At 53.5% G+C, this 23,035-nt stretch carries 23 protein-coding genes and 1 pseudogene; 12 read left to right on the forward strand and 12 right to left on the reverse strand.

The window, feature by feature from the left end; genetic code table 11:
• Positions 1-37: 37 nt before the first annotated feature.
• Complete coding sequence (locus tag C3432_RS27360) at positions 38-274, reverse strand: hypothetical protein (RefSeq protein ID WP_146050893.1); 237 nt, start codon at positions 272-274, stop codon at positions 38-40.
• 14 nt (positions 275-288) lie between these two features.
• Between C3432_RS27360 and hexR the strand changes: the two genes are divergently transcribed.
• Positions 289-1,158: a DNA-binding transcriptional regulator HexR gene (gene hexR, locus C3432_RS00985; RefSeq protein WP_103774844.1), complete on the forward strand. Its 870-nt coding sequence runs from the start codon at positions 289-291 to the stop codon at positions 1,156-1,158.
• 123 nt (positions 1,159-1,281) lie between these two features.
• Positions 1,282-2,724, forward strand: a complete 1,443-nt coding sequence (pyk, locus tag C3432_RS00990; RefSeq protein ID WP_103774845.1) for a pyruvate kinase — start codon at positions 1,282-1,284, stop codon at positions 2,722-2,724.
• 46 nt (positions 2,725-2,770) lie between these two features.
• Here pyk and lpxM read toward each other — a convergent pair whose 3' ends face one another.
• The 3 genes from lpxM to znuA all read right to left on the reverse strand — a co-directional run bounded on the left by lpxM (position 2,771) and on the right by znuA (position 6,143).
• Positions 2,771-3,742: a lauroyl-Kdo(2)-lipid IV(A) myristoyltransferase gene (gene lpxM / locus C3432_RS00995; RefSeq protein WP_103774846.1), complete on the reverse strand. Its 972-nt coding sequence runs from the start codon at positions 3,740-3,742 to the stop codon at positions 2,771-2,773.
• Between the two features lie 118 nt (positions 3,743-3,860).
• Positions 3,861-5,183, reverse strand: a complete 1,323-nt coding sequence (mepM, locus tag C3432_RS01000; RefSeq protein WP_103774847.1) for a murein DD-endopeptidase MepM — start codon at positions 5,181-5,183, stop codon at positions 3,861-3,863.
• Positions 5,184-5,198: 15 nt separating this feature from the next.
• Complete coding sequence (gene znuA / locus C3432_RS01005; RefSeq protein ID WP_146050894.1) at positions 5,199-6,143, reverse strand: zinc ABC transporter substrate-binding protein ZnuA; 945 nt, start codon at positions 6,141-6,143, stop codon at positions 5,199-5,201.
• A 78-nt stretch (positions 6,144-6,221) separates the two neighbouring features.
• On the opposite strand from znuA, the gene znuC reads away from it, so the two are divergent.
• Together znuC and znuB are read left to right on the forward strand one after the other, a co-directional pair.
• The gene (gene znuC / locus C3432_RS01010; protein WP_103774849.1) at positions 6,222-6,977 is read left to right on the forward strand and encodes a zinc ABC transporter ATP-binding protein ZnuC; all 756 of its coding nucleotides are present in this window, start codon (positions 6,222-6,224) and stop codon (positions 6,975-6,977) included.
• Entirely contained in the window at positions 6,974-7,759 is a 786-nt protein-coding gene (gene znuB, locus C3432_RS01015) for a zinc ABC transporter permease subunit ZnuB (RefSeq protein WP_103774850.1), read from the forward strand. Before znuC ends, znuB begins: the two co-directional genes overlap by 4 nt.
• A 43-nt stretch (positions 7,760-7,802) precedes the next feature.
• Here znuB and ruvB read toward each other — a convergent pair whose 3' ends face one another.
• Positions 7,803-8,813: a Holliday junction branch migration DNA helicase RuvB gene (gene ruvB, locus C3432_RS01020; protein WP_103774851.1), complete on the reverse strand. Its 1,011-nt coding sequence runs from the start codon at positions 8,811-8,813 to the stop codon at positions 7,803-7,805.
• A gap of 8 nt (positions 8,814-8,821) precedes the next feature.
• Complete coding sequence (gene ruvA, locus C3432_RS01025; RefSeq protein ID WP_103774852.1) at positions 8,822-9,433, reverse strand: Holliday junction branch migration protein RuvA; 612 nt, start codon at positions 9,431-9,433, stop codon at positions 8,822-8,824.
• A gap of 288 nt (positions 9,434-9,721) precedes the next feature.
• Between ruvA and C3432_RS27880 the strand changes: the two are divergent.
• Positions 9,722-9,961 (forward strand): annotated as a pseudogene (locus tag C3432_RS27880) (hypothetical protein); the annotation flags it as partial.
• Position 9,962: 1 nt separating this feature from the next.
• Here the strand turns inward: C3432_RS27880 and ruvC are convergent.
• Genes ruvC through aspS form a run of 4 tightly spaced genes read right to left on the reverse strand, consistent with a single transcriptional unit; the run spans position 9,963 to position 13,507 of the window.
• Positions 9,963-10,484: a crossover junction endodeoxyribonuclease RuvC gene (gene ruvC / locus C3432_RS01030; RefSeq protein WP_000022509.1), complete on the reverse strand. Its 522-nt coding sequence runs from the start codon at positions 10,482-10,484 to the stop codon at positions 9,963-9,965.
• Positions 10,485-10,518: 34 nt separating this feature from the next.
• On the reverse strand, positions 10,519-11,262 hold the full coding sequence (locus C3432_RS01035) for a YebC/PmpR family DNA-binding transcriptional regulator (RefSeq protein WP_103774853.1): 744 nt from the start codon (positions 11,260-11,262) through the stop codon (positions 10,519-10,521).
• A gap of 27 nt (positions 11,263-11,289) precedes the next feature.
• Complete coding sequence (gene nudB / locus C3432_RS01040) at positions 11,290-11,742, reverse strand: dihydroneopterin triphosphate diphosphatase (protein ID WP_146050916.1); 453 nt, start codon at positions 11,740-11,742, stop codon at positions 11,290-11,292.
• On the reverse strand, positions 11,735-13,507 hold the full coding sequence (gene aspS, locus C3432_RS01045) for an aspartate--tRNA ligase (protein ID WP_103774855.1): 1,773 nt from the start codon (positions 13,505-13,507) through the stop codon (positions 11,735-11,737). Before aspS ends, nudB begins: the two co-directional genes overlap by 8 nt.
• A gap of 263 nt (positions 13,508-13,770) precedes the next feature.
• Here aspS and C3432_RS01055 point away from each other — a divergent pair, with 263 nt between their 5' ends.
• The 5 genes from C3432_RS01055 (at position 13,771) to cmoB (ending at position 17,501) form a co-directional block, all read left to right on the forward strand.
• Positions 13,771-14,337, forward strand: coding sequence for a hydrolase (locus C3432_RS01055; protein ID WP_103774857.1), 567 nt, complete (start codon positions 13,771-13,773; stop codon positions 14,335-14,337).
• Positions 14,334-15,152, forward strand: coding sequence for a DUF72 domain-containing protein (locus C3432_RS01060; RefSeq protein WP_103774858.1), 819 nt, complete (start codon positions 14,334-14,336; stop codon positions 15,150-15,152). The genes C3432_RS01055 and C3432_RS01060 overlap by 4 nt, the downstream gene beginning before the upstream one ends.
• Before the next feature lie 203 nt (positions 15,153-15,355).
• Complete coding sequence (locus C3432_RS01065) at positions 15,356-15,751, forward strand: MAPEG family protein (protein ID WP_103774859.1); 396 nt, start codon at positions 15,356-15,358, stop codon at positions 15,749-15,751.
• Positions 15,752-15,792: 41 nt separating this feature from the next.
• A complete protein-coding gene (gene cmoA, locus C3432_RS01070; RefSeq protein WP_103774860.1) occupies positions 15,793-16,536 on the forward strand; it encodes a carboxy-S-adenosyl-L-methionine synthase CmoA in 744 nt (247 codons plus the stop codon).
• Positions 16,533-17,501, forward strand: coding sequence for a tRNA 5-methoxyuridine(34)/uridine 5-oxyacetic acid(34) synthase CmoB (cmoB, locus tag C3432_RS01075; RefSeq protein ID WP_103774861.1), 969 nt, complete (start codon positions 16,533-16,535; stop codon positions 17,499-17,501). The genes cmoA and cmoB overlap by 4 nt, the downstream gene beginning before the upstream one ends.
• 156 nt (positions 17,502-17,657) lie before the next feature.
• On the opposite strand, the gene cutC is transcribed toward cmoB, so the two are convergent.
• Together cutC and C3432_RS01090 are read right to left on the reverse strand one after the other, a co-directional pair.
• Positions 17,658-18,404, reverse strand: coding sequence for a copper homeostasis protein CutC (cutC, locus tag C3432_RS01085; protein ID WP_103774863.1), 747 nt, complete (start codon positions 18,402-18,404; stop codon positions 17,658-17,660).
• 2 nt (positions 18,405-18,406) lie between these two features.
• Positions 18,407-18,976, reverse strand: a complete 570-nt coding sequence (locus C3432_RS01090; RefSeq protein ID WP_103774864.1) for a VOC family protein — start codon at positions 18,974-18,976, stop codon at positions 18,407-18,409.
• 238 nt (positions 18,977-19,214) lie between these two features.
• Between C3432_RS01090 and argS the strand changes: the two genes are divergently transcribed.
• Both argS and mrdA read left to right on the forward strand, forming a co-directional pair.
• Complete coding sequence (gene argS / locus C3432_RS01095; RefSeq protein ID WP_103774865.1) at positions 19,215-20,948, forward strand: arginine--tRNA ligase; 1,734 nt, start codon at positions 19,215-19,217, stop codon at positions 20,946-20,948.
• Between the two features lie 182 nt (positions 20,949-21,130).
• On the forward strand, positions 21,131-22,972 hold the full coding sequence (mrdA, locus tag C3432_RS01100) for a penicillin-binding protein 2 (RefSeq protein WP_103774866.1): 1,842 nt from the start codon (positions 21,131-21,133) through the stop codon (positions 22,970-22,972).
• Positions 22,973-23,035 lie beyond the last annotated feature (63 nt).

Raw genomic sequence — 23,035 nt, forward strand, 5'->3', positions numbered from 1 at the left:
TGTACTGCTTTTACGTAATTCCGGAAACAGCAAACGCTTAACCGCCCGTGCTGTTACGGAAAACAGCGTGTTTTTCGGCGCAAGACAGCGCAAAATGGATAAAAAAGCGGTCGTTTTTGTACAAATGATCACCTGCCAAAATCAGACAGCGATCATGTAATGAAAAAAAACAACGGCTATTGTGTCCATTTTGCCCCACAGGCGGACCTCCGGAGGTAATATCTACCAAAATTGCCTCTCGATTTCCTGTATTACTGAAATCGTCGTTACCCATGAGTTATCGACATCATGAATATGCTGGAAAAAATCCAGGTACAACTGGAACATTTAAGCAAGTCAGAACGCAAAGTCGCCGACGTCATTCTTGCCTCTCCCGATCGTGCTATTCATTCGAGCATTGCCCTGCTTGCCCAGGAAGCTAACGTTAGCGAACCTACTGTAAACCGCTTCTGTCGCAGCATGGAAACCCGCGGGTTCCCTGATTTTAAACTGCACCTGGCACAAAGTCTGGCAAACGGTACTCCTTATGTTAATCGTAACGTGGATGAAGATGACAGCGTAGAGTCCTACACCGGGAAAATCTTCGAGTCCGCGATGGCCACTCTTGACCATGTTCGCCAGTCGCTGGATAAATCTGCGGTTAACCGCGCCGTCGATCTGCTGACCCAGGCGAAAAAAATTGCCTTCTTTGGCCTGGGTTCTTCCGCCGCCGTGGCCCACGACGCGATGAATAAATTTTTCCGCTTTAATGTACCAGTGATCTACTCCGATGATATCGTCCTGCAACGAATGAGCTGTATGAATTGTAGTGATGATGACGTGGTTGTGCTCATTTCTCACACCGGCAGAACGAAAAGTTTAGTGGAACTGGCACAACTGGCGCGCGAAAACGATGCGATGGTCATTGCGCTCACCTCCGCCGGTACTCCACTGGCGCGTGAAGCAACGCTGGCAATTACGCTCGACGTACCGGAAGATACAGACATTTATATGCCTATGGTCTCTCGACTTGCTCAACTGACCGTGATAGATGTGCTGGCAACTGGATTTACTTTACGCCGCGGGGCAAAATTCAGAGATAACTTGAAGCGTGTCAAGGAAGCGCTCAAGGAATCGCGTTTTGATAAAGAATTACTCATTAAGAGTGATAACAGCTAAAAGCAATAACAATGTTCTACCCTTTTCCTCATCCGGGTGCGTTCATTTACTACCGTTAAGGTCTCAGAACGACCGGATCAATGTTCACGCAACACCAAGTTGTTTCAGTCAACGGAGTATTACATGTCCAGAAGGCTTCGCAGAACCAAAATCGTTACCACGTTAGGCCCGGCAACTGACCGCGATAACAATCTTGAGAAGATTATCGCTTCGGGTGCCAACGTTGTACGGATGAACTTTTCTCACGGCTCGCCTGAAGATCACAAAATGCGCGCGGATAAAGTTCGTGAAATTGCCGCAAAACTGGGGCGTCATGTGGCGATTCTGGGGGACCTCCAGGGGCCTAAGATTCGTGTTTCGACCTTCAAAGAAGGCAAAGTATTCCTGAATATCGGGGACAAGTTCCTGCTGGACGCTAACCTGGGTAAAGGTGAAGGCGACAAAGAGAAAGTGGGCATCGATTATAAAGGCCTGCCGGCAGACGTTGTTCCTGGTGACATCCTGCTGCTCGACGATGGTCGCGTGCAGCTAAAAGTCCTGGAAGTTCAGGGGATGAAAGTCTTTACCGAAGTCACCGTTGGCGGCCCGCTTTCCAACAATAAAGGCATCAACAAGCTGGGCGGCGGCCTTTCTGCTGAAGCGCTGACCGAAAAAGACAAAGCGGATATCCAGACTGCTGCGCTGATCGGCGTTGACTACCTGGCCGTTTCCTTCCCGCGCTGCGGCGAAGATCTGAACTACGCCCGTCGTCTGGCGCGCGATGCGGGCTGCGATGCAAAAATCGTGGCTAAAGTCGAACGAGCAGAAGCTGTCTGCGATCAAAATGCAATGGATGACATCATTCTCGCGTCTGACGTGGTGATGGTGGCGCGTGGCGACCTCGGCGTTGAAATTGGCGATCCGGAACTGGTTGGCATTCAGAAAGCGCTGATCCGCCGCGCTCGTCAGTTAAACCGTGCCGTCATCACGGCGACCCAGATGATGGAGTCGATGATCACCAACCCGATGCCGACGCGTGCAGAAGTTATGGACGTGGCGAACGCCGTGCTGGATGGTACCGATGCGGTAATGCTCTCGGCAGAAACGGCGGCGGGTCAGTATCCGGCTGAAACCGTTGCGGCAATGGCGCGTGTGTGTCTGGGTGCGGAAAAAATCCCCAGCATTAATGTCTCTAAACACCGTCTGGATATTCAGTTCGACAATGTCGAAGAAGCCATTGCAATGTCCGCGATGTATGCAGCGAACCACCTGAAAGGCGTGACCGCAATCATCACCATGACCGAATCTGGTCGTACCGCCCTGATGACCTCCCGCATCAGCTCCGGGCTGCCGATTTTCGCGATGTCGCGTCATGAGCGCACGCTGAACCTGACCTCACTGTACCGTGGCGTGACGCCGGTTCATTTTGACAGCGCGGTTGACGGTGTGGTTGCAGCCAATGAAGCCGTCAACCTTCTGCGTGACAAAGGCTATCTGGTATCCGGCGACCTGGTCATCGTGACTCAGGGCGACGTGATGAGCACCATTGGCTCGACTAACACCACGCGTATTCTGACCGTTGAGTAATAAACAGAAACGGTAAACCAGGAGCCTCTCTTTCGAGAGGCTTTTTTTATTTGATGGGGTATAAGTCTTTACGCTTGTACGGCTGGATCTCTCCGGGCCTGCGGGTCTTAAGCAGCTTTAGGATCCAGGTATACTGCTGCGGATGCGGGCCGACAAAAATCTCTACCTCTTCGTTCATCCGTCTGGCGATGGTGTTATCGTCCGCCGTCAGTAAATCGTCCATTGGCGGGCGTACCTGTATAGTCAGTCGATGCGTTTTACCGTCATAGATCGGGAAAAGCGGTATCACCCGGGCGCGGCACACTTTCATTAACCGGCCAATCGCCGGTAGGGTTGCTTTATAAGTGGCGAAGAAATCCACAAACTCGCTGTGTTCCGGGCCGTGATCCTGATCCGGCAGATAGTATCCCCAGTATCCCTGACGTACCGACTGAATAAACGGTTTGATACCATCATTGCGCGCATGCAGGCGACCACCAAAGCGACGACGCACCGTATTCCAGACATAGTCAAATACCGGATTCCCCTGATTATGAAACATTGCCGCCATCTTCTGACCTTGAGAGGCCATCAGCATTGCCGGAATATCAACGCCCCAGCCGTGTGGCACCAGAAAGATCACTTTCTCGTTATTGCGTTGCATCTCATCAATAATTTCACGCCCCTGCCAGTCAACTCGTGACTGAATTTTCTCCGGGCCACGCATCGCCAGCTCTGCCATCATCGCCATAGCCTGCGGGGCTGTGGCAAACATTTCGTCAACGATAGCTTCGCGTTCCGCTTCACTGCGCTCAGGAAAACATAAAGACAGGTTAATCAGCGCCCGACGACGTGAGCTCTTCCCCATTCGTCCGGCAATTCGGCCCAGTTTAGCCAGCAAAGGGTCACGAAAGGACGCCGGTGTCAGCGCAATCCCCGCCATCGCCGCAACACCCAGCCATGCGCCCCAGTAGCGCGGATGGCGAAAGGATTTTTCAAATTCAGGGATATATTCAATATTATTTTTTTTGGTTTCCATGCTTACCCGGTGCCTGATGACGCAAAAATAAATCTGTTGATAGTTTAGCGGCGCACTCCACGACGCACAAAATAAAAAAGCCGGCACACATCGCGTACCGGCTTTAAAAGCGTATTAATTAATCAAAGCGTAATTGCGGCAGAACTTCTTTCACCTGCGCCAGATAATCACGACGATCGGAACCAGTCAGCCCTTCGGTACGCGGCAGTTTCGCCGTCAGAGGGTTAACCGCCTGCTGGTTGACCCACACTTCATAGTGCAGATGCGGGCCGGTTGAACGTCCGGTGTTTCCTGAGAGCGCAATGCGATCGCCACGCTTAACCTTCTGACCCGGTTTCACCAGCAGCTTACGCAGGTGCATATAGCGGGTGGTATAGGTTCGACCATGACGAATAGCGACATAATAGCCTGCTGCGCCGCTGCGCTTCGCCACCACGACTTCACCGTCGCCCACGGAAAGCACTGGCGTTCCCTGTGGCATCGCGAAGTCCACACCTTTATGCGGCGCAACGCGCCCCGTGACCGGATTCAGGCGACGCGGATTAAAGTTGGAGGAGATGCGGAACTGTTTCGCCGTCGGGAATCGCAGGAAACCTTTCGCAAGGCCAGTACCGTTACGATCGTAAAACTTACCGTCCTCAGCGCGGATTGCGTAATAGTCTTTACCGTCGGAGCGCAAACGCACGCCGAGCAACTGACTTTGCTCCCGCCTGCCGTTCAGCATTTCACGGGACATCAGCACAGAAAACTCATCGCCTTTTTTCAATTTGCGGAAGTCCATCTGCCATTGCATCGCCTTAATCACTGTGCTGATTTCAGAACTGGTCAATCCGGCATCTATGGCGCTGGAAACAAAACTCCCGCCAACCGTGCCTTTCATCAGGCTGTTGACCCAGTCGCCCTGCTGCGTTTCGCTGCTCATCTTAAAGCCGTTAGCGGCCGTGCGATCGTAGGTGCGCGTTTCGCGACGGGACATTTCCCAGGTCAGACGCTGTAAATCACCATCAGCCGTCAGTGTCCAGGAGAGCTGTTGACCAATTTTCAGGTTACGCAACTCTTTGTCCGCTGCGGCCAGCTGGGCGATATCACCCATGTCAATACCGTACTGATTAAGGATGCTACTTAGCGTATCGCCTGTGGAAATAACATATTCATGCACCCCCGCCTCACCTGAGGTTTTATCATCCAGCTCATCTTGCGGAATTGCTTCATCTTCTTGCGCAGCCTGATCGATTGGCTCACTGGCCTCAGGTAGCAGAGAACGAATTTCGCTTTTTTCCAGCTCAATAGTTTTAACAATAGGGGCTGCGTCGGGATGGTAAACATATGGCCGCCAGACGGCGACGGCCAGGGTGAGAACAGTAAGCGACCCCAGCATAACGCGGTGGGGTCTGGGCAGATTATTAAACGCCAGGGCGACAGAGCGGGCTATCTGTTGCACGTAATCACTTCCTCATTAATCTCCTTTCAGGCAGCTCGCATACTGGTTCGCTAATTGAGTCAGAAACGCCGGATAGCTCGTTTTTCCCAGTTTGATGTTCGTCCCGAGGGGATCCAACGTTCCCATTCGAACGGATGTCCCTCTCGCAACGGCTTCAACGACCGCTGGCCTGAACTGTGGCTCAGCAAAAACGCAGGTTGCTTTTTGCTCAACCAACTGTGTTCTTATTTCATGTAAACGCTGCGCACCAGGCTGTATCTCAGGGTTGACGGTAAAGTGACCGAGTGGGGTAAGTCCGTAGTGTTTTTCGTAATAGCCGTAAGCGTCATGAAAAACGAAATACCCTTTGCCCTTGAGCGGTGCGAGCTCGTTACCTACCTGTTTATCGACTGCGGCTAATTGTGCCTCAAAATCCTTCAGGTTGGCGTCAAGTTTGGTTCGACTTTGCGGCATAAGTTCCACTAATTTTTGATGGATTGCAACCGCTGAGGCCCGCGCTATCTCTGGGGAGAGCCAAAGATGCATGTTGTAATCACCGTGATGGTGATGTACGTCACCTTTTTCGCTATGCGCATCACCGTGATCGCGATCGTCATCATCATCGTCCCCCCCTTTCATGAGCAACGGTTTCACGTCCTGTAACTGCGCAATCGTTACCTGTTTATTCTGGGGGATATTGCTGACTGACTTCTCCATGAACGCTTCCATTTCCGGGCCGATCCAGACGACTAAGTCCGCGCCCTGCAAGCGTTTTACATCAGATGGGCGTAATGAATAATCATGTTCTGAAGCCCCATCCGGCAGTAACACCTGGGTATCAGTTACCCCATCAGCAATCGCCGAAGCGATAAAACCAAGAGGTTTAAGAGAGGCAACCACAGCGGCACTGGCAACCTGTGTTGCGCTCCCCAGGAGAGCGGCGGATAATGCTGCGAAAAGAAACGTTTTATTATGTAACATAATGCGACCAATCATCGTAATGAATGCGAGAATTGTGATATTATAACATCCTATAACTTCTGCAAGACTAAAATTGACATGACGACTTTGGTTTCACTGGAAAACGTCTCGATCTCTTTCGGCCAGCGCCGCGTCCTGTCTGACGTTTCGCTGGAGCTCAGACCTGGGAAAATTTTAACGCTTCTCGGCCCTAACGGCGCAGGAAAGTCAACGCTGGTTCGGGTCGTTCTTGGGCTGGTAGCCCCCGATGAAGGCGTGATCAAGCGTAACGGCAAATTGCGTATCGGTTATGTTCCACAGAAGCTTTACCTTGATACGACGCTGCCGCTTACCGTCAGTCGTTTTCTGCGCCTGCGTCCCGGCACGCATAAAGACGATATTATTCCGGCCCTGCAGCGCGTGCAGGCCGGACATCTGAATGATGCTCCCATGCAAAAACTGTCAGGAGGGGAAACGCAGCGCGTTCTGTTGGCCCGTGCGTTACTTAATCGGCCGCAGCTACTGGTGCTTGATGAACCAACGCAAGGCGTGGATGTTAACGGCCAGGTCGCCCTGTACGATCTTATCGACCAGCTACGCCGCGAGCTAAACTGTGCCGTATTGATGGTTTCTCACGATCTGCACCTGGTAATGGCGAAGACCGATGAAGTGCTGTGCCTGAATCACCACATCTGCTGCTCCGGAACGCCAGAAATTGTCTCTATGCATCCGGAATTTATCTCCATGTTTGGCCCTCGAGGGGCGGAACAACTGGGTATTTATCGCCATCATCATAATCATCGCCACGATCTCCAGGGTCGTATTGTTTTACGTCGGGGAAATGGTCACTCATGATTGAATTACTACTGCCCGGCTGGCTTGCCGGGGTCATGCTGGCCTGTGCTGCTGGGCCGCTGGGTTCGTTTGTCGTCTGGAGAAGGATGTCTTATTTTGGCGATACGCTGGCGCATGCTTCCCTGCTGGGTGTTGCTTTTGGGCTGTTGCTGGATGTCAATCCGTTCTACGCCGTTATCGCCGTCACGCTGCTGCTGGCGGCAGGCCTGGTATGGCTGGAAAAGCGCCCCCACCTCGCCATTGATACACTGTTAGGTATTATGGCGCATAGCGCTCTGTCGCTTGGTCTGGTGGTTGTCAGCCTGATGTCCAACATCCGGGTGGATTTGATGGCTTATCTGTTTGGTGATTTGCTGGCCGTAACGCCGGAAGATCTGATCTCCATTGCTATCGGCGTGGTTATCGTGCTGGGTATTTTGTTCTGGCAATGGCGCAACTTACTGTCAATGACCATCAGCCCGGATCTGGCGTTTGTCGATGGCGTGAAGCTACAGCGCGTTAAACTACTGCTAATGTTAGTGACGGCATTAACAATCGGAGTGGCGATGAAATTTGTGGGGGCGCTGATTATTACGTCATTGCTGATTATTCCTGCCGCAACTGCGCGTCGGTTTGCCCGCACGCCGGAGCAGATGGCAGCCGTCGCCGTAGCGGTGGGCATGATTGCAGTGACTGGCGGACTGACGTTCTCTGCCTTTTACGACACCCCGGCGGGTCCGTCAGTGGTACTGTGCGCTGCACTGCTGTTTATCTTCAGCATGATGAAGAAACAGGCGAGCTGAGGATATCTTGCCCGGTAGCGTAATGCTTTCCGGGCAAATATCATCACGGCATTTCCGGAGGAGTGATGCCAAAGTGGTTCCACGCACGGACCGTAGCCATTCGTCCACGCGGCGTACGCTGAAGAAACCCCTGCTGAATCAGATAGGGTTCTAGCACATCCTCGATGGTTTCACGCTCTTCACCAATCGCCGCCGCAAGGTTATCTAATCCAACGGGTCCGCCAAAGAATTTATCAATCACCGCCAGCAACAGCTTGCGATCCATATAGTCAAATCCTTCAGCATCGACGTTAAGCATATCCAGCGCCTGAGCGGCAATATCCTCTGAAATGGTGCCGTCGTGCTTCACCTCAGTAAAATCACGTACTCGTCTGAGCAAACGGTTGGCAATACGCGGCGTACCGCGCGCGCGGCGGGCGATTTCCAGTGCGCCCTCTTCACTCATCTCCAGCCCCATAAAGCGGGCGCTACGCCCGACAATATGCTGAAGATCGGGCACCTGGTAAAACTCCAGACGCTGAACGATACCGAAGCGATCGCGCAGTGGCGAGGTCAGAGAACCTGCACGGGTAGTTGCGCCAATCAGGGTGAAGGGCGGCAGATCAATTTTAATCGATCGCGCCGCTGGCCCTTCGCCGATCATGATATCCAGCTGGTAGTCTTCCATCGCCGGATAGAGCACTTCTTCCACGACCGGCGAAAGACGATGGATCTCATCAATGAACAGCACGTCATGAGGTTCAAGGTTGGTGAGCATGGCGGCCAGGTCACCCGCTTTTTCCAGTACCGGGCCAGAGGTGGTGCGCAGGTTCACCCCCATTTCGTTTGCAACGATATTGGCAAGTGTTGTTTTACCCAGACCCGGCGGACCAAAAATCAGCAGATGGTCGAGCGCGTCACCGCGCAGTTTTGCCGCCTGAATGAAAATTTCCATCTGCGAGCGCACCTGAGGCTGACCAATATACTCCTGGAGCATCTTCGGGCGAATGGCGCGATCGGCAACCTCTTCCGCGATAGTGCTGCCTGTTGAAATCAGACGATCTGCTTCTATCATCCTTTACCTCATAACGCGGCGCGGAGCGCTTCGCGAATCAGTGTTTCACTGCTGGCGTCAGGACGAGCGATTTTGCTCACCATGCGACTGGCTTCCTGAGGCTTATAACCCAGCGCCACCAGTGCCGCAACGGCTTCCTGCTCGGCATCGTCCGTTGCCGGGCTGGCCGGAGACGTAAGTACCAGATCGGCTGCTGGCGTAAAGAGATCGCCATGCAGACCTTTGAAGCGGTCTTTCATTTCGACAATTAAACGCTCAGCGGTTTTCTTACCAATGCCCGGCAGTTTCACCAGTGCGGCGGGATCCTCCCGCTCAACGGCATTCACAAACTGCTGCGCCGACATACCGGAAAGGATCGCCAGCGCCAGCTTCGGGCCGACGCCGTTGGTTTTAATCAGCTCTTTAAACAGGGTTCGTTCCTGCTTGTTATTAAAGCCGTACAACAGTTGGGCGTCTTCGCGCACCACAAAGTGGGTGAAGATAATCGCTTCCTGCCCGGCTTCCGGCAGCTCGTAAAAACAGGTCATCGGCATATGCACTTCATAGCCTACACCGCCCGTCTCCAGAAGAACCAGTGGGGGTTGTTTTTCGAGAATGATGCCTCTGAGTCTGCCTATCACACGACGCTCCTGCGTTATGGCTTATGATATAAGCGTGTATCATAAAAAAATGCTGGATAGATATCCAGCGAGATTTTTGCAACACCAACGATTCTCGAAGCTGTACGCAATTTTACCTTTCTGTTTCTTCTGTTATTGCGACTTATACGCACTGAGCAACAAATACTCTAAATAATTCGAGTTACAGGACAAAACGCGAAGTCGTTTTAAACAGCGCTTGCGCTGGCCCCGCAGGGGCGAGGCCCAGGGATGAGCCGGATAATAAAGCCAACGCACCAGCAACGTGAAGTGTGGCGAATATATAAAGAGGTATTATCAATTAATATTGGTTCGGTCGAAACATTCAATGAATTATTGAATAGCAATCCTGATGCGAAATGACGTTTCCGGAAGCGTTGGTTTCTGGGTAACATTCTCCGGGAAAGGCCAGCAAGTTTGTGGCATCACAACGCATTGTCCCTAGTACAGGCGAGCCATCCCGAAGAGATGATTCAGCCGCAGAACGCAACTGCGGCTGAAACGGTATGACTTAACGTAACCTTCCGCGTGCCAGGTTGAGGCGGCTTTCGCTCATCTGCATCGCGTTCTGGCTGACGTGGCAATGGGTAATCGCAATCGCCAGCGCATCTGCTGCGTCTGCTTGCGGATTGGCAGGGAGCTTGAGCAAGGTTCGCACCATATGCTGAACCTGGCTTTTCTCCGCACTACCGATCCCGACGACGGTCTGCTTTACCTGTCGCGCTGCGTACTCAAACACAGGGAGTTCCTGGTTTACCGCAGCGACAATCGCCACACCGCGTGCCTGCCCCAGTTTAAGAGCGGAATCCGCGTTCTTTGCCATAAAGACCTGCTCGATGGCAAAGTAGTCCGGCTGGAACTGAGTGATGATTTCCGTCACCCCGGCGTAGATGAGCTTCAGGCGGGAGGGTAAATCATCCACTTTGGTACGGATACATCCGCTCCCCAGGTAGGTCAGTTGCCTGCCCACCTGGCGGATGACACCATAACCGGTGATGCGCGAACCTGGGTCAATGCCGAGGATAATAGACATTACGCGTCTCCGGTTATAACAGGTTTAAACCACGTCATTCTAACGTAGCCGCTACCTCATCAGAAATCTCACCGTTGTGGTAGACTTCCTGCACATCGTCACAGTCTTCCAGCATGTCGATCAGACGCAGCAGTTTTGGCGCCGTTTCGGCATCCATATCCGCTTTCGTCGACGGGATCATGGAAACTTCAGCCGTATCCGCTTTCAGTCCGGCCGCTTCCAGCGCATCGCGCACTTTACCCATCTCTTCCCACGCGGTGTATACGTCAATCGCACCATCGTCGAAGGTCACAACATCTTCGGCACCCGCTTCCAGCGCGGCTTCCATGATGGTGTCTTCATCGCCCTGCTCGAAGGAGATCACCCCTTTCTTGCTAAACAGATAAGCCACCGAGCCGTCGGTGCCCAGGTTACCACCACATTTGCTGAACGCATGACGAACTTCAGCAACGGTACGGTTACGATTATCAGACAGGCATTCAACCATTACCGCAGTACCACCAGGACCGTAACCTTCATAGATGATGGTTTCCATGTTCGCATCATCATCACCGCCAACACCACGCGCAATCGCACGGTTCAGAGTGTCGCGGGTCATGTTGTTGGCCAGTGCCTTATCCACTGCCGCGCGCAGACGCGGGTTAGCATCCGGATCGCCACCGCCCAGCTTGGCCGCGGTCACCAGCTCACGAATGATTTTGGTGAAAATTTTACCGCGCTTAGCATCCTGCGCCGCTTTACGATGTCTGGTGTTGGCCCATTTACTATGACCTGCCATAAATATTTCCTCAAAAAGCACGCCCTCTCAGGCGATGTTAATTACAAATTCTTCAATCGCCTGCCGGTTGCTCCACGACTTAGTAAGCGCCGCCGCAGCAGGTGCCTCAAGCCATTGGTACGTCAGATGCTCAGTGAAGACCACCTGACGCTCGTGCGGCAGCGCAAGACAGAACCAAAATTCTGTATTACGCGTCACACCCGGCGCATAGCGATGACGTAAATGTGAAAAAATCTCAAACTCCACCGTGCGCTGACAGTCGATTAAGGTCAGTTGCTCTGATGCAACGTCGATGGTGACCTCTTCCTTTACTTCACGCATGGCGGCCTGCGACGCGGTTTCCCCCTCTTCAAGGCTGCCGGTGACCGACTGCCAGAAATCAGGATCGTCGCGTCGCTGTAACATCAGCACTCTCCCGGTGTCCTTTGCATAAATCACGACTAACACCGAGACAGGCTGTTTGTATCTCATATCAGTTATTCTCGGCCTTCTTAACAACCTGAATGCTCAGTTCCGCCAGCGCTGCTTCGTTAGCAAAGCTTGGCGCTTCGGTCATCAGACACGCCGCAGCGGTAGTTTTCGGGAATGCGATTACGTCACGGATGTTGTCGGTACCGGTCAGTAGCATAGTCAGGCGGTCCAGGCCAAATGCCAGACCGGCATGCGGCGGCGTACCATATTTCAGGGCATCCAGCAGGAAGCCGAATTTCTCACGCTGCTCCTGTTCATTGATACCCAGAATGCCGAACACGGTCTGCTGCATGTCGCCATTGTGAATACGCACAGAGCCACCGCCCACTTCGTAACCATTGATAACCATATCGTAGGCGTTGGCGACCGCATCTTCCGGCGCGGCTTTCAGCTCAGCGGCGGTCATGTCTTTCGCAGAGGTGAACGGGTGGTGCATCGCGGTCAGGCCGCCTTCACCATCGTCTTCAAACATCGGGAAGTCGATAACCCACAGCGGCGCCCATTTGGACTCGTCAGTCAGGCTCAGGTCTTTGCCCAGTTTCAGACGCAGCGCACCCAGCGCATCCGCAACCACTTTCTTGTTGTCGGCGCCGAAGAAAATCATATCGCCGTCTTGCGCAGCGGTACGTTCCAGAATCGCTTCCACAATCTCCGCGTTCAGGAATTTCGCTACCGGGCTGTTAATCCCTTCCAGACCTTTCGCACGCTCGGTGACTTTAATGTAAGCCAGGCCTTTCGCGCCGTAGATTTTAATAAAGTTGCCGTAGTCGTCGATCTGTTTACGGCTTAAGCTGGCGCCACCCGGCACGCGCAGAGCCGCCACGCGTCCTTTCGGATCGTTCGCCGGGCCAGAGAAGACCGCAAACTCTACGGATTTAAGCAGGTCGGCAACGTCCACCAGCTCCATCGGGTTACGCAGATCCGGTTTATCTGAACCGTACCGACGTTCAGCCTCAGCAAAGGTCATGATGGGGAAATCGCCCAGGTCCACGCCTTTCACTTCCAGCCACAGATGACGGACCAGCGCTTCCATCACTTCACGCACCTGCGGTGCGGTCATGAAAGAGGTCTCGACGTCAATCTGGGTGAATTCAGGCTGACGGTCAGCACGTAAGTCTTCGTCACGGAAGCATTTCACGATCTGGTAGTAACGATCAAAGCCAGACATCATCAACAGCTGTTTGAAGAGCTGCGGAGACTGCGGCAGCGCGTAAAATTTACCTTTATGAACGCGCGAAGGCACCAGGTAGTCACGCGCACCTTCCGGCGTGGCCTTAGTCAGCATCGGGGTTTCAATGTCGAGGAAACCGTGATCGTCCATGAAGCGACGTACCAGGCTGGTGATCTTCGCACGGGTCTTCAGTCGCTGCGCCATCTCCGGACGACGCAGATCCAGATAGCGGTACTTCAGACGCGCTTCTTCAGTGTTGACGTGGTTGGAATCAAGCGGCAGAGAGTCTGCGCGGTTGATGATAGAAAGGGAGGACGCCAGCACTTCGATTTCACCGGTCGCCATCTCGCTGTTAATGTTTTTTTCGTCACGCGCACGCACGGTGCCCGTAACCTGGATGCAGAACTCATTACGCAGTTCAGAGGCCAGCTTTAACGCGTCCGCACGATCCGGATCGAAAAATACCTGCACAATACCCTCGCGGTCGCGCATATCGATAAAGATCAGGCTACCAAGATCACGACGACGGTTGACCCAACCACACAGAGTCACCTGCTGCCCCACGTGGGACAGACGTAGCTGTCCGCAATATTCTGTACGCATGAGATATCCCTTAACTTAGCTGCAGGCGGATGTCGCCTGCCTCGCAGGTGACGAAGTCGCAGCTTTAGCTGAATGTCACAACTGAATGAAAAAAGGCGGCTATTATACTGGAAATTCTGCCGCACGATAAGTCCGGTACTGACTGTACGCCTGTTTCCTGGACGGGCATTGCGTATTCTCACAAAAAATAACAAAAAAAGTCGCCCCTTTCACACAGAATCGCGATTAAGGTGTAACGGGATACATTCTTTATGGGAGTCAATATGCTGCAACTTAACGCTAAAACAACCGCTCTGGTGGTGATCGATCTCCAGGAAGGGATCCTGCCCTTCGCCGGAGGCCCCCATTGTGCGAAGGATGTGGTTGCCCGTGCTGCGCGCCTGGCGGAAAAATTTCGGGCCAGCGGTTCTCCTGTCGTTATGGTACGTGTGGGCTGGTCTGATGATTACGCCGACGCGCTGAAACAGCCGGTTGATGCACAGGCTCCGGCAAACGCGCTGCCAAAAAACTGGTGGGACTATCCGCAAGCGCTGGGTAAAACGGACGGCGATCTGGAAGTCACCAAACGCCAGTGGGGCGCTTTCTACGGCACCGATCTGGAACTGCAGCTGCGCCGCCGCGGTATCGACACCGTGGTGCTGTGCGGGATCGCGACGAATATTGGCGTAGAGTCCACGGCGCGCAATGCCTGGGAATTGGGTTTTAGCCTGATTATTGCTGAAGATGCCTGCAGCGCCGCCAGCGCTGAACAACATCAGGGGAGCATGGAGCATATTTTCCCGCGGATTGCCCGCGTGCGCAGCGTGGAGGAGATTGTCAGCGCATTATGATTTATCTGGGTCTTCCACAGTGGTCGCACCCCAAATGGGTACGCCTCGGTATTACAAGCCTTGAAGAGTATGCCCGCCACTTCAACTGTGTGGAGGGTAATACTACGCTGTACGCGTTGCCGAAAGCGGAGATTGTCGAGCGCTGGCAGGCACAAACGACAGACGCGTTCCGCTTCTGTTTTAAATTCCCGGCAACGATTTCTCATCAGGCCGCATTGCGCAACTGCGACGATCTGGTGCAAGAGTTTTTTACTCGCCTGTCGCCGCTGGAAAACAGAATCGGTCAGTACTGGTTACAGCTGCCTGCCGCATTCAGCCCGCGCGATCTTCCTGCCCTGTGGGCTTTTCTCGATGCGCTACCCCCCTCTTTCACCTATGGTGTAGAAGTACGCCATCCGGTTTTCTTTACCAAAGGGATCGAAGAACAGCAGCTCAACAGCGGTTTACATCAGCGCGGGGTAAACCGGGTGATACTGGATAGCCGTCCGGTTCATGCTGCCCGCCCGCATAATGAGGCGATTCGCGAGGCGCAGCGTAAGAAACCTAAAGTCCCCGTCCATGCGGTAGTCACCGCAAAAAATCCGATGGTACGCTTTATCGGCAGCGACGATATGCGCCAGAATCAGGCTTTTTTCACCGACTGGCTTAAAAAACTACCGCTCTGGGAACAGAACACCACGCCATATCTTTTTTTACATACGCCGGATATCGCTCAGGCCCCGGAGCTGGTTGATACCTTATGGAATGGTCTGCGCGTCGTGTTGCCAGCGCTCGGATCTGCACCGTCTATTCCACAACAATCTTCTCTTTTCTGAAATTGCCACCTATCATAGTCGGTGCTATCAGCCATTTTGTTCACTCCGTCATTCGGGTTGCAGGAAGGCGGCAACGGAAAGACAAATTCGACAGCAACGAATTTGAGCAGCCGGAGACAGTCTTCGGTGGGGGCACGGACGACCCGAATATCAAACAGCCAACGCACAAGCAATTTAAAGTATGACGAGTAAAGGGAGTTTGTATGGTAAGCGCGCTTTATGCCGTTTTGGGTGCGTTGTTATTGATGAAGTTCTCTTTTGATGTTGTTCGCCTGCGGATGTTATACCGCGTTGCTTATGGCGACGGCGGGTTTAGTGAACTCCAGAGCGCAATTCGTATTCACGGCAACGCGGTGGAATACGTTCCCGTTGCATTAGTGTTGCTGCTTTTTATGGAGATGAACGGCGCTGAAACATGGATGGTGCATATTTGCGGCATCATTCTGATCGCCGGACGACTGATGCATTACTATGGTTTTCACCACCGTCTGGTCCGCTGGCGACGTTCCGGCATGAGCGCCACCTGGTGCGCATTGTTGCTGATGGTGCTGGCGAATCTCTGGTATATGCCCTGGGAGTTGGTTTTCTCCCTGCATTAGCGCACAATACGCCACTTTATTTTTCCCGGATTTTTAACGTTATGTCTCACCGCGACACGCTTTTTTCTGCGCCAATCGCCAGTCTGGGCGACTGGACCTTCGATGAACGGGTAGCTGAAGTCTTCCCGGATATGATCCAGCGCTCCGTTCCCGGCTACTCCAATATTATCTCCATGATTGGCATGCTGGCCGAACGCTTTGTACAACCCAATACGCAGGTTTACGATCTGGGCTGTTCTCTGGGCGCGGCGACGCTCTCGGTGCGTCGCAACATTCATCATGACAATTGCCGGATTATCGCTGTCGACAACTCTCCGGCGATGATTGAACGCTGTCGCCGCCATATCGACGCTTATAAAGCGCCGACCCCGGTTGACGTTATTGAAGGCGATATTCGCAACATTACTATCGAGAACGCCTCGATGGTGGTGCTGAATTTTACCCTGCAATTCCTTGAGCCACCTGAGCGCCAGGCGTTGCTGGATAAAATTTACCAGGGGCTGAATCCCGGCGGCGCGCTGGTGCTGTCTGAAAAATTCAGTTTCGAAGACGCTCACGTTGGCGAGCTGCTGTTCAATATGCATCACGATTTCAAACGCGCCAACGGCTACAGTGAACTGGAAATCAGTCAAAAGCGCAGTTTGCTGGAAAATGTCATGCTGACCGACTCTGTCGAAACCCATAAGGCGCGTCTGAGTCAGGCGGGTTTTGAACACAGCGAGCTGTGGTTCCAGTGCTTCAACTTCGGTTCTCTTGTGGCGCTAAAAGCTGAGGCTGCCGCATGATTGATTTTGGTAACTTTTATCAGCTGATCGCGAAGAACCACCTCTCCCACTGGCTGGAAACCCTGCCAGCGCAGATCGCCACCTGGCAGCGCGATCAGCATGGCTTGTTTAAGCAGTGGTCAAATGCCGTCGAGTTTCTGCCCGAGCTGACACCGCATCGCCTGGACTTACTGCATAGCGTTACCGCCGAAAGCGATGAGCCGCTCGGCGAAGGCCAGCTTAAGCGTATTGATACCCTGATGCGCAACCTGATGCCCTGGCGCAAAGGTCCATTCTCCCTCTATGGCGTCAATATTGATACGGAATGGCGTTCAGACTGGAAATGGGATCGCGTGCTGCCGCATCTGTCCGATCTGACCGGTCGTACCATTCTGGATGTCGGCTGCGGCAGCGGTTACCACATGTGGCGCATGATCGGCGCAGGGGCGCATCTGGCCGTCGGTATTGACCCCACCCAGCTGTTCCTGTGTCAATTTGAAGCGGTGCGTAAGCTGCTGGGAAACGATCAGCGAGCGCATCTGCTGCCGCTGGGTATCGAGCAGCTTCCGGCGTTAAATGCGTTTGATACCGTCTTTTCGATGGGCGTGCTTTACCATCGTCGCTCTCCGCTGGAACACCTCTGGCAGCTGAAAGATCAGCTGGTGAAGGACGGCGAACTGGTACTGGAAACGCTGGTAGTGGAAGGCGATGAAAACACCGTGCTGGTCCCCGGAGACCGCTATGCGCAGATGCGCAATGTCTACTTTATCCCTTCCGCGCTGGCGTTGAAAAACTGGCTGGAAAAATGCGGATTTGTTGATGTGCGGATTGCTGACGTGTGCGTTACCACCACTGAAGAGCAGCGTCGTACTGAGTGGATGATCACCGAATCGTTGGCCGATTTTCTCGATCCAAACGACCAGAGTAAAACGGTTGAAGGTTACCCCGCCCCGCTGCGCGCCGTGCTGATTGCACGTAAACCGTAGTCTTTTTTACCGGTTAGCACTGTTTCTCCAAAATAGTTCAGGTTGCAGTTGCAGACCGAAATATGCAGGAGAAAGATAAAAAAAGGCCCCTGTTGAAATGGCAGGGGCCTGGTACGAGCAAGCATCATATTGGGCGACATGATGCAACGGTAAAAATCAGTTGGCCTGATGGCGTACGATCGCTCCTTTCATTTCAGCCACCGCCGCGCCATCGACTCTGTAGCGGGAATATTCATCCGCCTGCACGTCTGCTGACATCGACAACCCAGGGTTACGATAACGCATCGGCGAAGCGAGGAAGGTTCCGGCGGAACTGTGTACTTCCTGTACCCCGGCATCCAGGAAATTCTGCAGGTTGCCTGCACGAACCCCCGCTCCGGCCATAATGATTGGAGCATCGGCCTGCGCAATAAGTTCCATAATTTTTGCTAAACCTTGCACAGCGTCAGATTTTTGCCCTGACGTCAGCACCCTGGCGACCCCCAAATCGGCCAGATTCTTGAGTGCAGTTAATGGATTAGCACACATATCAAAGGCACGATGGAAAGTGACGGCCAGAGGACCCGCAGCGGCCATAACCTGCGCCATACGGGGCATATCTACGTGCCCCTCAACGTCTAACACCCCCGTAACCAGCCCAGGAAAGCCCAGCTCCCGGACGGTGCGGATGTCTTCCAGCATGGCGGCAAACTCACCCTCGCTGTAGCAGAAGTCCCCCCCACGCGGACGGATAATAGGATGCACGGGAATCGAAACATGCTGGCGTACTGAGCGTAGCACGCCCAGTGAAGGGGTTAACCCCCCTTCTTTCGGCGCCGCGCACAGTTCAATGCGATCCGCGCCGTTTTGCTGCGCCGTCAGCGCACATTCCATGCTGTAACAACAGATCTCCAGCAACGTCATCTTCACTCCTTTTGCTGTTCGCTGGCCACAATGTCTTCAATTGACCAGGGATGAAACTTAATGGTGACCTGACCGTCGGTAACGGCCAGCGTCGGATTGGGTAAACGCTCGCGCTCCCCGTGCGGCGAACTGGTTTTGACGAAAATCCCCGGCTGACTAAGCCCCTCATCGGAAAGCAGCGCCAGTGCGCGGGCATTTAACGTGTCAGGCTCCCCCGGCAGAACAATTTCAATATGCTCCCACCCTTCATGAGGATAGCGCTTCTCCCCCGGCCACGGTAATTCAACAACGGAAAACGACCAGTGCTCAACACAAACCGGCGCATGCAGTTTAAACAGGCAGATCGGCCTGCCGTTGATGATGTTTTCTGACAACAGCTCAGCGCACTGTTCAAAACCACGACGCCAGCGCTCTGCAGTCGCATTCTGATGACAGCGCAAAGAAATGTGATCGGCGTCAAGTTGTGCGAAATCCAGACCGAGACGGGTGGAAAGTTCTCTTAACGCCAGGGTGAATCGCGGTAAATCTGCGGAAATATCATGCAGTTCGTCGATGGATTGCCAGTTCGCCATACGGTGGACTCTTATTGCTGTTTAAAGCCGCTAATTTACTCTGTTGGCCTCCGGCAACCAACCGCAGATTTCAGGATCTGCTGAATGCATGTTTATGCACTCTTTCTCCGCTTATTTTCTGCGCGTTCTACAGGCCCCGCGATGCTGACGCCCGCGGGCATTTGCAGTATACTCCCGCCCTAAATTCTTAAACTGGTGCGGTGAACGACGACCCGCTTCATAAACGTAAGGTATTCCGGTGAATATTCAGGCTCTTCTCTCAGAAAAAGTCAGTCAGGCCATGATTGCTGCAGGCGCGCCTGCAGATTGCGAACCACAGGTTCGCCAGTCAGCAAAAGTACAGTTCGGCAACTATCAGGCCAACGGCATGATGGCAGTTGCCAAAAAACTGGGTATGGCCCCCCGACAACTTGCAGAGCAGGTGCTGACTCATCTGGATCTCAACGGTATTGCCAGTAAAGTGGAAATCGCCGGGCCTGGCTTTATCAATATTTTCCTGGAACCGGCATTTCTGGCCCAGCACGTTGAGCAGGCGCTGGCCTCTGACCGTCTGGGCGTGGCAAAACCGGCGAAACAGACCGTGGTCATCGACTACTCTGCCCCTAACGTGGCAAAAGAGATGCACGTCGGCCACCTGCGCTCGACCATCATCGGCGACGCTGCGGTGCGTACGCTGGAGTTTCTTGGTCACCACGTGATCCGCGCTAACCACGTCGGCGACTGGGGTACCCAGTTCGGTATGCTGATTGCGTGGCTGGAAAAACAACAGCAGGAAAACGCCGGTGAAATGGCGCTGGCTGACCTCGAAGGCTTCTACCGTGATGCCAAAAAGCATTACGACGCCGACGAAGCGTTCGCCGAGCGGGCGCGTAACTACGTGGTGAAACTGCAGGGCGGCGACCCGTACTTCCTCGATATGTGGCGTAAGCTGGTCGACATCACCATGACGCAAAACCAGATCACTTACGATCGTCTGAACGTCACGCTAACCCGCGATGATGTGATGGGTGAAAGCCTGTACAATCCGATGCTGCCGGGCATTGTTGCCGACCTGAAAGCAAAAGGCCTCGCCGTTGAGAGCGAAGGCGCAACCGTGGTGTTCCTTGATGAATATAAAAACAAGGAAGGCGAACCGATGGGCGTCATCATTCAGAAAAAAGATGGCGGCTATCTCTATACCACCACTGACATCGCCTGTGCGAAATACCGCTATGAGACGCTGAATGCGGACCGCGTGCTTTATTACATTGATTCCCGCCAGCACCAGCACCTGATGCAGGCCTGGACCATCGTACGTAAAGCCGGTTACGTCCCGGATTCCGTACCGCTGGAACACCACATGTTTGGCATGATGCTGGGTAAAGACGGCAAGCCGTTTAAAACCCGTGCGGGCGGTACGGTGAAACTGGCCGACCTGCTGGACGAAGCGCTGGAGCGCGCGCGTCGTCTGGTGGCGGAAAAGAACCCGGATATGCCGGCGGATGAGCTGGAAAAACTGGCCAATGCCGTAGGTATCGGCGCAGTGAAATATGCGGATCTGTCTAAAAACCGTACCACTGACTACATCTTCGACTGGGACAACATGCTGGCGTTTGAAGGTAACACGGCACCCTATATGCAGTATGCCTATACCCGCGTACTGTCCGTGTTCCGTAAAGCCGATATTGAAGAGAGCGCCCTGGCTGCCGCCCCGGTTATCCTTAGCGAAGATCGCGAAGTCCAGCTGGCGGCCCGTCTGTTACAGTTTGAAGAGACGCTGACCGTTGTTGCGCGTGAAGGGACGCCGCACGTGATGTGTGCTTACCTGTACGACGTTGCCGGTCTGTTCTCCGGCTTCTACGAGCACTGCCCGATCCTGAGTGCAGAAAACGAAGAAACGCGTAACAGCCGCCTGAAGCTGGCGCTGCTGACGGCCAAAACGCTGAAGCTGGGTCTGGATACGCTGGGTATCGAAACCGTAGAACGCATGTAAGTTTACCCTTAGATTGGGCCTGAGCCGGAATACGGTCTCAGGCCTTTTTTATTGGCGTAAACCATCCTCTGTAACAACTCACAAGGAATGACACATTTCCGTAGAGAGATGGAACATCTTTTGCCTGTCATATCGTTGCCGTCTCCGTATCATAATGCGGCAAATTAATCGGGTACGGGCCAATGACATTCAGAGATTTCGAGGCGGAAGAAAAGCTCTTCCACAGACGCGTAGTGGTGGCCTTTGGCCTGGTGGTCATCTGCTTTGGCATCCTGATTTACAATCTCTACAATTTACAAATCCGTCAGTATCAGTATTACGCAACCCGCTCGAATCAAAATGACATCAAGATGCTGCCGGTGGCACCGACCCGCGGCATAATCTACGATCGCAACGGTATCCCGCTGGTGCGTAACGTCACCTGGTACGATATCTCTGTGATGCCGTATAAAATCCACGATATGAACGCCCTGCTGCGGCAGCTTGCCCCTGTCGTTGACCTGAGTGCAGATGATATCGATCGGTTTCGCCATGCCCTGAAGGCTGGCAGCCGCTATCGTCCGGTCGTGCTAAAAAACGCGTTGACCGATGTCGAGATTGCCCGTTTTTCTGTCAACCAGTTCCGCTTTAGCGGCGTCACCATCAGCAGTTATGAAGACCGCCAGTATCCCTATGGCGCTGAACTGGCGCACGTCCTCGGCTATGTCTCAAAGATCAACGACAGCGACCTGAAGGTGCTGGATAAAAAAGGAATTGCCGAAAACTATGCCGCTGACCACAATATCGGTAAGCAGGGGATTGAACGTTATTATGAAAATGAGCTGCACGGGAAGACCGGTTATCAGGAAGTGGAAGTGGATAACCACGGACGTATCATCCGTCTGCTCAAGGATGTTCCTCCTGTCGCCGGGAAAGATATTCATCTGACGCTGGATCTGCACCTGCAGGAATATATTGAAAGCCTGTTGGTGGGACAGCGCGCAGCGGTGCTGGTGGAAGATCCCCACGACGGCGCTGTGCTGGCGATGGTGTCCAATCCCAGCTACGATCCCAACCCGTTTGTCAAAGGCATCAGCTATCAGGACTACAACACGCTGTTGCAGGATAAAGACCTGCCGTTAATTAACCGGGTGACTCAGGGACTGTATCCTCCCGCTTCAACCGTTAAACCGTACATGGCAATGTCGGCTCTGCTCAACGGCGTCATCACGCCCAAAACCACCTTCTTCGGTGCGCCCACCTGGACGCTACCGGGAACCAGGCGCCATTACCGTGACTGGAAAAAAACCGGCCACGGGATGCTGGATGTGACCAAAGCCATTGAAGAATCAGCCGATACCTTTTTCTACCAGGTCGCGTATATGATGGGGATCGACCGTATTAACACGATGCTCAGCCAGTTTGGATACGGGAAACCTAGCGGTATCGACCTTAATGAAGAATACAACGGCCTGTTGCCCAGCCGTGACTGGAAACAGCGGGTACACAAAAAGATGTGGTATCAGGGCGACACCATTTCCGTCGGCATCGGTCAGGGATACTGGATTGCCACGCCAATCCAGATGGCGAAAGCGATGGTGGCGTTAATTAATAATGGAAAAGTGATCTCTCCTCACCTGCTGAAGGATGTGGAGTCGGGGAAAATAATTATCCCCTATCACCCCCCCGTCGCCCCGGCGCAAATTGCTAATCCTTCTTCACCATACTGGGGGCTGGTACGCCAGGCCATGTTCGGGATGGCCAACGCAGCAAACGGTACCGGCTATAAATTCTTTCATACCGCCCCGTATGGGATCGCCGCCAAGAGTGGCACATCGCAGGTATTCAGTCTGAAAGAGAACCAGACCTATAACGCGAAGATGATCCCCATTCGCCTGCGGGATCATGTTTTCTACACCGCCTTTGCCCCCTACAAAAATCCGCAGGTAGCCGTGGCGCTGATTCTGGAAAATGGCGGCAGCGGCGGTGTCACCGCCGCGCCGGTCATGCGACAAATCCTCGATCATCTGTTTGCCACTCAGTGAGAGAACAGCATAAAATCTCAGGTTGAGCCTGCCAGCCAGACTCTGCGGTAATTATCAATCAGC

Origin of the sequence: Citrobacter amalonaticus, assembly GCF_002918555.1 — a bacterium.
In the GTDB taxonomy this organism is placed as follows: Bacteria; Pseudomonadota; Gammaproteobacteria; order Enterobacterales; family Enterobacteriaceae; genus Citrobacter_C; species Citrobacter_C amalonaticus_A.

Bases quoted from the DNA above. Each gene is read 5' to 3' on its own strand.
- C3432_RS01035 (WP_103774853.1), bottom strand. From the start codon at position 11,262: ATGGCAGGTCATAGTAAATGGGCCAACACCAGACATCGTAAAGCGGCG.
- C3432_RS01060 (WP_103774858.1), top strand. From the start codon at position 14,334: ATGATTTATCTGGGTCTTCCACAGTGGTCGCACCCCAAATGGGTACGC.
- aspS (WP_103774855.1), bottom strand. From the start codon at position 13,507: ATGCGTACAGAATATTGCGGACAGCTACGTCTGTCCCACGTGGGGCAG.
- ruvB (WP_103774851.1), bottom strand. From the start codon at position 8,813: ATGATAGAAGCAGATCGTCTGATTTCAACAGGCAGCACTATCGCGGAA.
- cmoB (WP_103774861.1), top strand. From the start codon at position 16,533: ATGATTGATTTTGGTAACTTTTATCAGCTGATCGCGAAGAACCACCTC.
- mrdA (WP_103774866.1), top strand. From the start codon at position 21,131: ATGACATTCAGAGATTTCGAGGCGGAAGAAAAGCTCTTCCACAGACGC.
- cutC (WP_103774863.1), bottom strand. From the start codon at position 18,404: ATGACGTTGCTGGAGATCTGTTGTTACAGCATGGAATGTGCGCTGACG.
- C3432_RS01065 (WP_103774859.1), top strand. From the start codon at position 15,356: ATGGTAAGCGCGCTTTATGCCGTTTTGGGTGCGTTGTTATTGATGAAG.
- lpxM (WP_103774846.1), bottom strand. From the start codon at position 3,742: ATGGAAACCAAAAAAAATAATATTGAATATATCCCTGAATTTGAAAAA.
- pyk (WP_103774845.1), top strand. From the start codon at position 1,282: ATGTCCAGAAGGCTTCGCAGAACCAAAATCGTTACCACGTTAGGCCCG.
- C3432_RS27360 (WP_146050893.1), bottom strand. From the start codon at position 274: ATGGGTAACGACGATTTCAGTAATACAGGAAATCGAGAGGCAATTTTG.
- znuA (WP_146050894.1), bottom strand. From the start codon at position 6,143: ATGTTACATAATAAAACGTTTCTTTTCGCAGCATTATCCGCCGCTCTC.
- C3432_RS01090 (WP_103774864.1), bottom strand. From the start codon at position 18,976: ATGGCGAACTGGCAATCCATCGACGAACTGCATGATATTTCCGCAGAT.
- hexR (WP_103774844.1), top strand. From the start codon at position 289: ATGAATATGCTGGAAAAAATCCAGGTACAACTGGAACATTTAAGCAAG.
- znuB (WP_103774850.1), top strand. From the start codon at position 6,974: ATGATTGAATTACTACTGCCCGGCTGGCTTGCCGGGGTCATGCTGGCC.
- cmoA (WP_103774860.1), top strand. From the start codon at position 15,793: ATGTCTCACCGCGACACGCTTTTTTCTGCGCCAATCGCCAGTCTGGGC.
- ruvC (WP_000022509.1), bottom strand. From the start codon at position 10,484: ATGTCTATTATCCTCGGCATTGACCCAGGTTCGCGCATCACCGGTTAT.
- znuC (WP_103774849.1), top strand. From the start codon at position 6,222: ATGACGACTTTGGTTTCACTGGAAAACGTCTCGATCTCTTTCGGCCAG.
- C3432_RS01055 (WP_103774857.1), top strand. From the start codon at position 13,771: ATGCTGCAACTTAACGCTAAAACAACCGCTCTGGTGGTGATCGATCTC.